We start from the raw sequence: 12,870 nt of genomic DNA, 5'->3' as shown, positions 1-12,870 counted from the left end.
GGCTTGATGATGCATTCAATCTTTTTCATGGGTATGTCTCCTTTGACGCCTCCGGCGAAGAGGTATGGGGTGGCGGATTTCCGGAAGACCCGCCACCAGCTGTAACAGGTCGGCATCGCCACACCTGTGCTCCCAAAAAGCATTTTCCCGAAAAATCGCGCGCGCTTGCCTATAGGTATCGCACAGGCCGTACCAAAAACTATTTTTGCGTGATTTCGATATGTTACAGATGTGAACAAACAAAGATGGCTTATTTTTTAAGCAAACTTGGCGAGGGAAACAGTGGCTGATTATTTTTTATCCAGTAGCCTTGCCATCAAAAACACATGCCCCGGCACGGGGCACCACACAAACAAACGGCAGGGGAATCTTGCCCCTGCCGTTTGAAACCACCCTGATTTTCGGAATGTTCTGGTAAGAAAACAAAATTTTCAGTTTTTATCGTTCTTCTCTTCGTTTTTCCCAAAAATCCTCAGCGTTTCGACCATCTGCAGCAGACGTTCGTTCACCATGAAATTCATGGTTCCCTCGGGCCAGCTGCCGTCTTCCTGCCTCTGGCCGGCAGGAATTCCTGTCAGGATTTCAAGACCGTCGTCGATATGGTCAACGGCCCACACATGAAAGTTTCCGGCTTCCACGGCCTCGACCACTTCTTTTTTGAGCATCAGATTCTGGATGTTGCGCGCCGGGATCAGCACGCCCTGCTGCCCGGTAATACCCTGGGCTTTACAGACGGCATAAAACCCTTCGATCTTTTCATTGACCCCGCCGATGGGCTGAATCTGCCCACGCTGGTTGATGGAGCCGGTTACGGCGATCCCCTGACGGATCGGAACATTGGCCAGGGATGAAAGCAGGCCGTATAATTCGGCGGCCGAAGCGCTGTCGCCCTCCACCCCCGAATAGGATTGTTCGAAACATATGGATGCCGACAGGGACAGGGGCTTGTCCTGGGCATAGCGGTCGCCAAGAAACCCGGACAGGATCAGCATCCCCTTGTCGTAGATCGGCCCGGACAACTTGACTTCGCGCTCGATGTTGACCAGGCCTCCCTTGCCCATAAAGGTGCGCACCGTGATCCGCGAGGGCTTGCCGAAGGAATAATCGCCCATCAGGTAGACGGACAGGCCGTTCAGCTGCCCTGTCACCTCACCATCGGTATCGACCAGGATGCGCCCGTCTTCGATGAATTCCTGAACCAGCTGCTCAAGTTTGTTGGAACGGTATTCCTTGGACTCCACCGCCAGTTCGACGTGTTGCCGCTGCACCGTATCGGCACTGTGCCGCCGGGCATAAAAGGACGCTTCCCGGAGCAGATCGGAAAGGTCCATGAAACTGCAGGACAGCCGGTTTTTGTCCTCGACCAGGCGAGCGGCGTATTCCACCACACTGGCGACGCCGCCGGGGGAGAAATGCAGCAGGTCTTCCTTGCGGCACTGGGTAGCGATGAACTGGGCAAAATGCTGCACACTTTGCCAGGTGTTTTTCATCATGCTATTGAAATCGGATTTAACCTTGAAATACTTGCGGAAATCCGGATCAAGCTGATACAGCAGGTAATAGAACATGGGCAGGCCGATCATGATGATTTTGCACTTCAGCGGAAGCGGTTCCGGCTTCAGCGTCACCGTGGCGATCAACCGGTACTGCTCGGTCATGTCTTCGATCTTGATCTCTCTGTTGCGCAGGCAGCGCTTGAGGGCTTCGTAGGAAAACAGGTTGATCAGCACCTCCCGGCAGTCGACAATCAGGTAGCCACCATTGGCCCGGTGCAGAGCCCCGGATTTGATCATGGTAAAGTTGGTCGTGGCATTGCCCATCTGAATGATATGCTCGATCCGCCCGAAGAGATTGAAATAGGTGGGATTGGGTTCGTAAACAACCGGTGCCCCCTCCAGGGTACTGTTGTCGACGAACAGATTGACCCGATACTGATCAAAGGATGGCTCCTGGCGCCCGACACGCATGTTGCCAAGAGCCACCTGAGGTCCCTGCGACGGCCGGAACTCATCGGCGCGATTGAGAAGATCCTGGCGGCAGTTGGCGAAATGCTCCAGAACCTTGGCATGTTCGCGGTACTTTTCTTCCAGCTCTTCAAACAGGTGCTGCAGCGCGGAGTTCAGGAAATTCTTTTCCATTTCGCTCAGAGTCAGCCTCAGCCGTTTCTCCAGTTCAACCACCTGGCGCAGCGTATCGTTGAGAAGATCCTGCAACTTGCTGCCCGTTACCTCGAGCTTCTGCCGTTCGCTCTCATCGAGTTCACCGTATTCCTGCTGAGACAGAGGCTCCCCTTCGCGGGTCGGGACCAATACCAGTCCACCCACGGTACGCTGCAGCAGAAAACCTTCGGCATTGACTTTCGCTTCAAGATCCTGAACAAGCTTCTTGTTTCTTTCCTGCGACTCCTGGGTGATGGAATTTTTGGCCTGTTCATATTCCTTGCTTTCAAAAAGCTTCGGAATGGCCTCCGCCAGGTAGCTGATCAGGGTATCCATATCATCCCGGAAAGCCTTGCCAAGCCCCGCAGGCAACCGGATACAGCCGGGCTTGTCGCCACCTATGAAATCGTGGACATAGCACCAGTCGTCAGGGACCGGCTCCGCTTTGGAACGCTGCTCCAGCACCCGCTTGATGGTCGAGGAACGTCCGGTTCCCGACTCGCCGAGAACAAAAATATTGAAACCGTTGGAATCAATACCCAATCCGAACTCAATGGCGGTCAAGGCCCTGTCCTGGCCGATCGTCTCCTCCGGGCAGCTGATTTCGCCGGTGCTGGAGAACTCAAACTGGGCGGGATCGCATTTCCAGAGAAGTTCCTGCGGTGATAACCTGAATTGTTCCATGAATTTCAGCCTCCTTGGTCCATAACCGGGAGCTGCGGAAAATACACATTACCGAGATGATCATTGGGTGCGCCCGCGGACCGGATCCAGAATGCGGAAAAACCCCAAAGATCATGTAAACTGTGAGACATATTACCGAATACAGGGTGATCTGCGGTCGCGGTCATGCCTTAATACTAACAATTCACCCACTGTTGGCAAGCCACGCAGAACACTATCCGGGCAAGGAACTCCCAGGACGCGGGCTGCTGGAAATACCTTGCCGCTACAGAGCTGACTTGAAACCGTTTTCGACGGCATGAACATGGATTCCTTTTTCCCATACATCTCCAGCAATCTTCCCGACGGGGTCCTTTACTATGCCCTGCTTGGCCTGATCTCCATGGCCGAATCGATCGCCCTGGTCGGTCTTGCGATACCTGGCAGCAGCCTGGTGCTCCTGGCGGGTTTCCTTTCCGCCCACGGCCAGGGAAAACTTGGAGGCGTCATGATTGCGGCCGCATTGGGCGCTTTTGTCGGGGACAATCTCAGCTATCTGATGGGGGCACGCCTGGGCTACCGTTTTTTGCGCCGACCTGTATTTCGTAAATACATGGGAGCTATCCGCAAAGCCGAAATGTTTTTTCTCGATCATGGCGGCAAGAGCCTGTTTCTGGGTAGATTTGCTGGACCGCTGCGCGGGATGACCGCGTTTATGGCCGGCAGTGCAAGATTTTCACCAACGAGATTTTGCCTCTACACCCTGTTCAGCTGCCTGCTGTGGGGGCTGGCCTATCCCGGGCTGGGCCGCATGGGCGCCGCCAGTTGGCGGCAGGTCCAGATTCTGACCGGGCGCTTCAGCCTGTTGCTTATCACCCTGACGATCATACTTTTTGGCAACGCCCTGTTCTGGAGCCGCACCGTTCCACGACTGTCAGCGCATCTGAACACCATCCGCGCCCGATTTCACCAGATCTGGTGCCGATGGGCGGGAAAACCGCTTCTGAAAAAATGTCGCGACCGATACCCGCAAACCTGGCAATTTATCGCGGACCGCTTCAGCCTGCGGCACGGAGCGGGGCTGTATCTTACCGCCGGTTTTTTGTGCTGTGCCCTGTTCTCGGCCCTGTTCTTTGGCCTATTGAGCACATTGCCCATCCTGCACGCCAGCGACCGGCGATTTTATGATCTCATCCTCAACCATCACCACCCCCTCGCCGGACGCCTGCTGCTGGTTTTGACCGGGATGGCCGATCCTGTGGTGGTTATATTCTGGGGATTTCTGCTGTTTGTCTGGCTGATACTCAAAGGAAGAACTTTTTCCGCCGCCGTAATACTGACAGGCACCGGTGCCGGAAAGTTGCTCACAGGGCTTTTAAAGTCGATCTTCAACCGTCCTCGCCCCCTGCCGCTGCATCCCGCCATCATGCCGGATTCACCCGGGTTTCCCAGCGAACATGCATTTTTCGCCCTGTTGCTGGGAGGACTGAGCGTTTACCTGGCGCTGGGTACCCTGCGTCAATGGCGTTCGCGGCTGTCGTTGATCACCAGCGCCAGCTTCATGGCATTACTGATCGGACTGAGCCGCATTTTTCTCGGAGCCCATTGGCTCAGCGATGTATTGGCTGGCTGGCTGCTGGCGGCGTTATGGCTTTCGTTTTTAATCACCGCCATGGAGGTGCGGCGCAGACTGACGGGTGAAACTCTCTGGCACCGGCAATGGCAGCCACCGGGATTCGATCGCCTCGTGGGGAAAGCCATATGGGCCGCTGCACTGAGTGTGGCTGGGTTGAGCATCATCGACCATCTGCTGTTTTTATGGAGCATCGGTTGACAGAGGATCGGTTGGCAGTTGTCTCCAGTCCCGTTTTTCATTACCATAGCGCTTCTTTGTTCATCCCCTAACGCGCGAGGTTCGTATGCTTTATCGCCTGCCGGCCGAATGGGAACCGCAGGACGCCGTCCTGCTGGCCTGGCCTCATGAAGATAGCGACTGGCTGCCCTGCCTGGAGGAAGTCGAACCGGTTTTCCTCCGACTGGTCCGGGAGATCAGTCGATTTGAAAAGGTTCTGGTGGTGGCCCCGGATATCGAAAACGTCCGCCAAACGCTCATTTCCGCCGAAATCTATATGGAGCGGGTAAGGCTTTACCGGATCCCCACCAACGACACCTGGGCCCGGGATTTCGGACCCATCACCATCCTCAACGACAATCGCCCGCAATTGCTCGACTTTACCTTCAATGGCTGGGGGCTCAAGTTTTCCGCCGACCTCGACAACCTGGTCAACCGTCGTCTGCACAGCATTGAAGCCTTCGGCGCCACCCCCATGACCACCTGCGGACTGGTGCTGGAAGGCGGCAGCATCGAATCGGACGGCCGCGGCACCCTGCTGACCACCAGCCAATGTCTGCTCAGCGCCAACCGCAACCCGCACCTGGACAAAACCCAGCTCGAACAGGCCCTGAGCCGGACGCTTGGCGTCCGCCGGGTGCTGTGGCTTGAAAGCGGCTACCTGGCCGGAGACGACACCGATTCCCATATCGACACCCTGGCCCGCCTCTGTCCCGGGGACACCATTCTCTACGTACAATGCGACAACCCCAAAGACGAGCATTTCGCCGCATTGCGGACCATGGCCCAGGAACTGCGGGACCTGCGCACCCTCGAGGGCAAACCGTTCCGGCTCATACCGTTGCCCTGGCCACGGGCCTGCCATGACGAACAGGGACATCGGCTGCCGGCCACCTATGCCAATTTCCTTGTCATCAACGGCGCGGTGCTGGTTCCAACCTACGGCGACCCTCAGGACGCCCACGCCCTGTCCGCCGTTGGACAGGCGTTTCCGGATCGCGCCATTATCGGCGTGCACTGCCTGCCGCTGATCCGGCAGCACGGTTCGCTGCATTGCGTCACCATGCAACTTCCGAAAGGGGTTTTGCCATGAATGAGCTCATCGTTGGCCTGATTCAGCAGACCTGCAGCGCCGATCGTCAGGCCAATCTGCAAAAAAGCGTCGAGGGAATCCGCGAAGCAGCCAACCAGGGAGCGCAACTGGTGGTCCTGCAGGAGCTGCACGCCAGCCTCTACTTCTGCCAGACCGAAGACACCGACTGCTTCGACCTGGCCGAACCGATCCCCGGCCCCGCCACCGATCTGTTCGGAGATCTCGCCAGGGAATTGAACCTGGTCATCGTGACCTCGCTGTTCGAACGCCGCGCTCCGGGCCTGTATCACAATACGGCGGTTGTCATGGACAAAGACGGCAGCATCGCCGGCCGCTATCGCAAAATGCACATCCCGGACGATCCCGGTTACTACGAAAAATTCTATTTCACGCCGGGGGACCTGGGGTTTGTTCCGATCTCAACCTCGCTGGGCAAACTCGGCATCCTGGTCTGCTGGGACCAATGGTACCCCGAGGCGGCACGCCTGATGGCCATGGCCGGCGCTGAACTGCTCATCTACCCTACCGCCATCGGCTGGGATCCCCGGGACGACGCGGGCGAACAGCAGCGCCAGCGGGACGCCTGGATCACCATCCAGCGCGGCCACGCCGTGGCCAACGGCCTGCCGGTTATTGCCGTCAACCGCACCGGCTTCGAAGCCTCTCCCGATCCTCATGGCGCAGGCTCCCTGTTCTGGGGCAGCAGCTTCGTGGCCGGCAGCCAGGGCGAAATGCTCACCCAGGGTTCGGTGGACCAGGAGGAAGTGCTGGTGGTAACAATCGATCGCAGCCGCAGTGAAAAAGTACGCCGCATCTGGCCGTTTCTGCGGGACCGGCGGATCGATTGTTATGCGGAGCTGACGCGGCGGTTTCGCGATTGACCCTTCTGCCGCCGACCAGAACGGAATCAAAAAAACCCCGCAGAAAGCGGGGTTTTTTTGATGTAGCCATAAAAATCGCAAGGTCATCGGTGTTATCGGAAAACATCACCCCTCATGTTTCCAGAGACCTCTGCTGCGGCAACGAACACCGCGCAGTTTGTCCCCGGGCTTTTCCCATTCTCATGGGCGGTCTGTATTGTTCAGGAGGGATCGCAGATCCTCATCATCAAGCATCTTACCCAGAAACAGTTTGAAAAACTCTCTTGTTTCAAACAGGACTTTTTCATTTTCACGATGCGGATAGAGGATGCCGGCCAGCCATTTGGCCCCTAACAGTCGCAGGAACGACGGAGGTCTATCCATCCAGTTAAAGGGGATATTGGGCTCCAGAACGACCCTTTTATTGCGAACGGCCCGGATCTCCCTCCACCTGCTGTCCCGGTGGATTTCATTGAAAAAAGAAGGTTCCTGGACAACAATGACTTCCGGATCGAATAACAGCACCTGTTCGATCGAGAGCCGGTGTTTGTGCTGACGGCTTCCAGACTTTATCGGGTAAACGTTTCGACCTCCGGCCAGGGCGAGAACCTCCCCGTGAACCGAGTCGGACGACACGGTTGTCAATCCATCCAATCCTTCCGCAAAATAGACGGAAACCCGCTGACGTTCAGAAATTCCGGCTGCATCCGCACGCAGCTTTTTAAGTGCCTTTCTGAAATAGGTCGCAAGTTTTTTCCCGCGCGCTTCCCGTCCCAGCAATTTTCCCAGATACTCATAGGCCTGCGGATAATCCTCTATCGTATCCAGTTTTACCAGTACATAGGGAATTCCTGATAAATCCAGAACACGCCTGGCCATTGGATTAAGAAAGCCGGAAGGAGGGGGCCAGACAATCACCAGATCCGGCCTGGACTCCACAAGAACTTCCGCATTGAAATTTTTTTGAGCCTCCCCCGAAACCGCCGATAACCGGCAGGTTTTTAATATCTTTTCCAAGATATTGCTGCAGTTTCCTGCTTGAAGGCACGTTCAATGCGCCGATGAGGCACGGATCTATGGTGCATACCATGTAGGTAACCGGAGGAGAGGCGGCGACAACCTTATCGATGCGGCCGGGCAGGTCCACGGTCCGTCCGTACATATCGACCGTTTGCGCTGCGTCGGTGCGATTCACCAACAGAAAAACAGCCAGCATCAGCATCGGCACGATACGTTGCACAAAGCGGCTCATGGGATTTCAGCACGATGCAGAATTTCAGCAACATCCAGAATCGCAACCGGCTTTTCCGACGCCTGTTCCATGGCTGCGGCCCGCAGGATTTCACGACAATAGGGGCAACCGGTTATAATCGCTTCCGCCCCTTCTTCGCAAATCCGGGTCAACAGCCGTTGGCCGGCTTGCCTGGCGGTCTCCGCCGCAACCGTGCCACCACCGGAGCCGCAGCATAAGCTTTTCTGGCGGCTGTGTTTCATCTCGATCAGGGAAAGCCCGGCCACCGACTCAAGAAGCGTCCTTGCCGATTTGTATTCCCCGTTATACCGTCCGAGAAAACAGGGATCGTGATAGGCCGCTTTGAGAGCTGAGCTTTTTCCGGGTAGAAGCATTTTGTCCGCAGCCAACCCGGAGAGATACTGCGCATGGTGCATTATTTTCACATTCGCTCCGAAAACCGGATATTCATTTCCAAGTGTATTGAAGCAGTGCGGGCAGCAGGTGACGACCGTCGCATTCTTCAGTTTTTCCAGATAGCCGACGTTTAACGCGACATTACGCTGAAAAAGCGGCTCATTGCCAAGCCGGCGAACAGGGCCGCCGCAACATGCCGGGGGCTCAAGAACCGAAAAATTCACCCCGGCTTTTTTCAACAACTGCTGAACGTTCCGCAGGATTTCACTTTGATCTGGATTGCTCTCTTTGCAACCGGGCCACAGATATACGTCAAAACCGGGATGCGGCGCAGTCGGACAGTTGGAAGCATCGGCAAGCGAGGCCAGGTTCCTGTCAAAGCGGGCGGCTATCATTGCCGGGACGCGGTTCCTTTCATTTTCACCGCGCCGGATCGCCACAATCCCGAAGCCATGTTCCCCGTTCATCGGACATCGTTCCTCGCATGACAGACACAAGCTGCAAGACCAGAGAGCCGCCTCATCGATAACCTGGCCGGCAAGCGGACTGGTCCATCTGCCTTTTCGCACCAGGTTTCGCAGTCTTTTCAGCAGGATCATGGGTGCGAAAGGCATACCCCCCAGAAACACTGGACAGAGTTTTTTGCATCTGCCGCATTCCACGCAGGCATCGGTCTCAACAAGCTGTTTTCTGGTACAGTCGGCAACGGTCCACGCCCCTCGGCCACTGTCTCCTGAAAACCCTGCCGCCATGCGCATGGTTATGGGAAAACGGGAGAAAATGCTCAATGGCACAGCCAGCATGTGGAGAAGCTTGCTCCATGGAGCAAGCGCGAGCAGAGAAAAGGCCAGCACCACATGACCATGCCAGATAAACCGGTGCAACCGGAGGGCACCGTGCTGGTCAAGGGGGACGCCCAACAGCAGGGCAAAAGCATGCCCGACCGGTGACCATACCGCCCATGGATCGGCAGTGGCGACTATGCGCACGCCCTTCAGTAAAAATCCACTGAGCACCACCATGGCGAGCAGCATGAGAGGGAAAATGTCACGAAGGCCGCTTTCGAGCCGGTCAGGTCTCACAACATACCGTTTGTATATCGCAAGAGATAGACCGATCAGAACGGCAATACCCGCTAAATCGACAATCAATCCAAAAGCCAGATAAACGGCTCCGTGAATAAAATTCACGCCAAGGTGCATTTCAATCGCCAGCATGACCGTGCCAGTGAAAAGAAACAGCATTCCGTACACGATGCAACGGTGCATGCCAAGATACATGCCACCGCGAATCATCCCCTTCTGGCTTGAAATGGCACGCAGCAAGGCGCGCAGTCTTTCACTCACCTGCCCCGCCGCTGTCCCTTTTCTGCCACGGAGCCATGCCCGGATCCTCCCGGAGAAACCTGCTGCCAAAGACACAGCGGTAACGAAGGTACAGATGTCAAGAAAGCGGCTGCTGCCGATATTCCACAAAACCTGTCGCGAAGCTTCCATCAGGTATGCAACCTTTCCCGTCTTTTCGGCTACAACACGTGTTTTTTCAAAAAGTGCGGGCAGAACCAACCCGCCATAAAATTAAAATTTCATGTAGATTTTTCTGTCGCATGCCTTCCAGGTTATCCCCGGCAGCCCTTCTGCCGGGACCACCAGGAGAACAGGCTTATTGTCCAAAAGCACCGGTTTTACCCATTCGCCAACAAAAACAGGTTCTTCATCCCGCAGCTTCTTTCCTTCCATGGTCTGGACGACATCGATTCCGGAGCGGCGAATTTCCCTCGCCACCGCAATCCCGTTGTTTGCCGGGATCCGGAACCGCCCCATGAATATGCCGTCATTCCCCGTATAACGAAGCCCTGCTCCGGCAAGTGCACCAATGACCCCCTGACCGGTGCCGCCGTGCTCGGAAAGATGTACACCTTGGGTGGCGGCCGTCGCATAAGCCTCGTCCTTGGTAATAACCGCCGTTTTTGCCCTGCGACCGAACGCCACAAGCGATTGCGGATTGCTCAACCGCTCCGGAACCATAATGCAGAGCCCGGGATCCGCCCCCGATACACTTTCCGCAGCCAGGGTGGAGCAGCAGTAACATGTTACCGCTTCCAGGTCCCCCTCGGGAATGTTCGCGGGAAAGCACATGGAACTGTTATGTGATGTATAGGGAATATCAGGATGAAGGAGCAGTTGATGTCGGGTCACCGCTCCGCAGTTACCCCATCCACGGGACATGATTCCCCTGGCCAGAAGTTCGGCAATTTCTCCGGTTCCACGGCTGTCGATGTTGTCCGTATCGTCGATTGAAATGAAAATTTCCATGTTTGCTCCCGGCCTCGGCGCGTATCTGGATCCCCTGGTCGTCAAAACCAACTTCCGGGCAGGACCCCGGCGGTGAATTTTTGCCTGGCAATCTCGAGCCATCGAACAGATATTTTGGCCTGTCCCTGGTTCGGACAAGCCTTTCCGACCCATCAAAATTTCCAGGTCACCCCGCCGTACATAAAACGGCCAGAGCGGGGCAGAGCATAACTTTGCTCATAGTCGGCATCAAACAGATTGTTGATGCCGAAATAAAGATCAAGAGCCCCGCCTGCCGCCTTTTTGTTAATACGAAAATCACACACCAGATACTCCGGCATGCGTTTTTTATTGTCATTGCTATCGTAGGTGTAGGCCTCGGCCACGTACAGAGCGCTGCCATAAATGCTCATCTGCCAGGGCAGCTGATAGGTCGCTTCGAGAGTCGTTTTATGCTTTGGATTGTACTGAATCTCATCCCGCCGGGTGTCGGACGACTTGTCCTCGGTATCGAGATAGGTGTAGCCGGCCCGCAGCAGCAGTTTGTCGAAATAACGGTTTTCGACCAGCACCTCAATCCCCTTGAATTCGTATTCCTCAAAGTTCCTGCGGATTTTGGTCGCGTCGTCCTTGGCGATGAAATCCTCCACGTCGATATAAAACCCGGTCACCGAAAACATGGTTTCGGCCGGCAGGTTCTGTTCGACCCCGGTCTCGTAGTGCCAGGTCACCTCGCCGCCCAGATCGGCATTGCCCTCGTCGCCATACAGGTCACGCAGAGTCGGGAACCTTACCTTGCGGGCATGAGACGCCTTCAGGCGGGTGCCCGGCAGCAGATCATAATACAGGCCGACCAGATAGGAATAATCCTCCTCGTCCTTCTCGTCACGGTCCTGCCAGTGATAGCCGAAACCAAACACCGTGCCCAAATCCTGCAAGGGTCTGGCCTCGAATTCGAAATCCGCCGAGTAGAGCTGGAAATCCTCGTTTTCGCTGGTGTCAGCGACTTTTTCCTGCGCCTGCCAATCATCGTTTTCCGCCATCAGGGCTAAAGTGGCCTTGCCGAAATGCTGCAGGTCGCAGGCGAGCTGCAGATTGACTCCGGAGATTTCCACCTTTGAGTCAAGTTTGCTTTTAAGTTTACTGAGGGTTGCGTCGGTGTAGGTCTTCTCCACCATGTCCAGCGCATTGAAAAACGCCCAGCTCTTGACACTGATCGGCCCGGAAAAATCATGGTCCAGCGCCAGCTGGACGTTGAACTCTTCCAGATCGTCTTCCCGCTCGTACTTGGGATTGCTGGCAAAGGGGTCGTCCTTTTTGGTCAGGATGGTGTACGGCTTGCCCCGGTCGCCGGACAGATAACTGAAAGTCGCGCCGATACTGGTGACATCGTTCGGGGTAACGCCGACATTGACAAAGACATTATCCCGCCTCCGATCGCTGTTTTCCCGCTCGTCCCCGTCTTCGAGCCTGGCCGGCGAAAAGTGATCGGAAAGCTCGTAACAATCCTGCTCGTAATGGCTGCCACTGACGAAAACATTGTACTTGTCCGCCCCATAGGAGCCGGTACCGCGCAGCAGATGCGTATCCCACGATGCCAGTTCACCGTTCAGGGAGCCACGCACGCCCTAGCTGCCTTTTTTGGTGATGATGTTGATGACCCCGGCGTTGCCGCCGGAACCGTAGAGGGTCGAAGTGGCGCCGGTGGTCACCACGATTTCGGCGATATTCTCCACCGAGATCAACGCCGAGTCGAACTGACCGTCATAGGTGCTGTTGAAAGGGGTACCATTGAGCAGCAGCTTGATATGCCGCGTGCGGAAACCGCGCATGTCGATACGCGGGGCACCGTCACCACCCACCCGGACGTCTACCCCGGGCAACAGGTTCAAGGCTTCGTCAAGAGAGCGCACGCCGCGCTGTTCCATCTCTTCAGCCGTCACCCTGCGCGTCACGCCCACCGCTTCGACTATCGGGGTGCCCCCTGAAACCACCACCTCGCCAAGACGGTACAATTCATCATCGGCGGCCGCCCACAACCGCGCCGCAGCGCCGAACACCAGCATTCCGGCCAGCGATACAGCCAGAACCTCTCTTGACCTGAGCATACTTGACACCCTCCATCTCATACTGATCATGAAAAATTTGAAAATAACAAAGGTTCACTCACCAACAACACCAAGAGAACCAAACCCCTGCACGGTGGTGCAACTGCCTGCACCGCACAAACAAACCTGTGGATTGACGCCGCCACGGCAGAAAAGGGCCGTTTCCGGATGGATACAGCGTAGTTTTCATATG

10 protein-coding genes are annotated in these 12,870 nt (G+C 56.0%); 4 read left to right on the top strand and 6 right to left on the bottom strand.

The genetic code is table 11. From position 1 onward, the window contains the following. Positions 1–290: hypothetical protein (locus tag AB7E65_RS08695; RefSeq protein ID WP_428745676.1), on the top strand; the 290-nt coding region annotated here is incomplete at its 5' end. 141 nt (positions 291–431) lie between these two features. Here the strand turns inward: AB7E65_RS08695 and AB7E65_RS08690 are convergent. Continuing rightward, positions 432–2,843, bottom strand: coding sequence for a Lon protease family protein (locus AB7E65_RS08690; protein ID WP_428745675.1), 2,412 nt, complete (start codon positions 2,841–2,843; stop codon positions 432–434). Between the two features lie 304 nt (positions 2,844–3,147). Here AB7E65_RS08690 and AB7E65_RS08685 point away from each other — a divergent pair, with 304 nt between their 5' ends. The 3 genes from AB7E65_RS08685 to AB7E65_RS08675 all read left to right on the top strand — a co-directional run bounded on the left by AB7E65_RS08685 (position 3,148) and on the right by AB7E65_RS08675 (position 6,648). Next, on the top strand, positions 3,148–4,656 hold the full coding sequence (locus tag AB7E65_RS08685) for a bifunctional DedA family/phosphatase PAP2 family protein (RefSeq protein ID WP_428745674.1): 1,509 nt from the start codon (positions 3,148–3,150) through the stop codon (positions 4,654–4,656). Between the two features lie 85 nt (positions 4,657–4,741). Continuing rightward, a complete protein-coding gene (locus tag AB7E65_RS08680) occupies positions 4,742–5,767 on the top strand; it encodes an agmatine deiminase family protein (RefSeq protein WP_428745673.1) in 1,026 nt (341 codons plus the stop codon). Next, entirely contained in the window at positions 5,764–6,648 is an 885-nt protein-coding gene (locus tag AB7E65_RS08675) for a carbon-nitrogen hydrolase (protein WP_428745672.1), read from the top strand. Before AB7E65_RS08680 ends, AB7E65_RS08675 begins: the two co-directional genes overlap by 4 nt. 180 nt (positions 6,649–6,828) lie before the next feature. Here the strand turns inward: AB7E65_RS08675 and AB7E65_RS08670 are convergent, their stop codons facing one another. The 5 genes from AB7E65_RS08670 to AB7E65_RS08650 all read right to left on the bottom strand — a co-directional run bounded on the left by AB7E65_RS08670 (position 6,829) and on the right by AB7E65_RS08650 (position 12,677). After that, positions 6,829–7,644: an ABC transporter substrate-binding protein gene (locus AB7E65_RS08670; protein WP_428745671.1), complete on the bottom strand. Its 816-nt coding sequence runs from the start codon at positions 7,642–7,644 to the stop codon at positions 6,829–6,831. 231 nt (positions 7,645–7,875) lie between these two features. Continuing rightward, positions 7,876–9,621 carry a heterodisulfide reductase-related iron-sulfur binding cluster gene (locus tag AB7E65_RS08665; RefSeq protein WP_428745670.1) on the bottom strand — a complete coding sequence of 582 codons (1,746 nt, stop codon included), beginning with the start codon at positions 9,619–9,621 and terminating at the stop codon, positions 7,876–7,878. A 231-nt stretch (positions 9,622–9,852) separates the two neighbouring features. Continuing rightward, complete coding sequence (locus AB7E65_RS08660) at positions 9,853–10,590, bottom strand: hypothetical protein (protein ID WP_320360712.1); 738 nt, start codon at positions 10,588–10,590, stop codon at positions 9,853–9,855. 152 nt (positions 10,591–10,742) lie between these two features. Further along, a complete protein-coding gene (locus tag AB7E65_RS08655) occupies positions 10,743–12,194 on the bottom strand; it encodes a TonB-dependent receptor plug domain-containing protein (protein ID WP_428745669.1) in 1,452 nt (483 codons plus the stop codon). Between the two features lie 3 nt (positions 12,195–12,197). Beyond that, positions 12,198–12,677: a TonB-dependent receptor plug domain-containing protein gene (locus AB7E65_RS08650; RefSeq protein ID WP_428745668.1), complete on the bottom strand. Its 480-nt coding sequence runs from the start codon at positions 12,675–12,677 to the stop codon at positions 12,198–12,200. Positions 12,678–12,870: the final 193 nt, after the last annotated feature.

The organism is Syntrophotalea sp. (genome assembly GCF_050253115.1).
In the GTDB taxonomy this organism is placed as follows: Bacteria; Desulfobacterota; Desulfuromonadia; order Desulfuromonadales; family Syntrophotaleaceae; genus Syntrophotalea; species Syntrophotalea acetylenica.
This window is presented reverse-complemented; position numbering and strand designations above follow the sequence as displayed.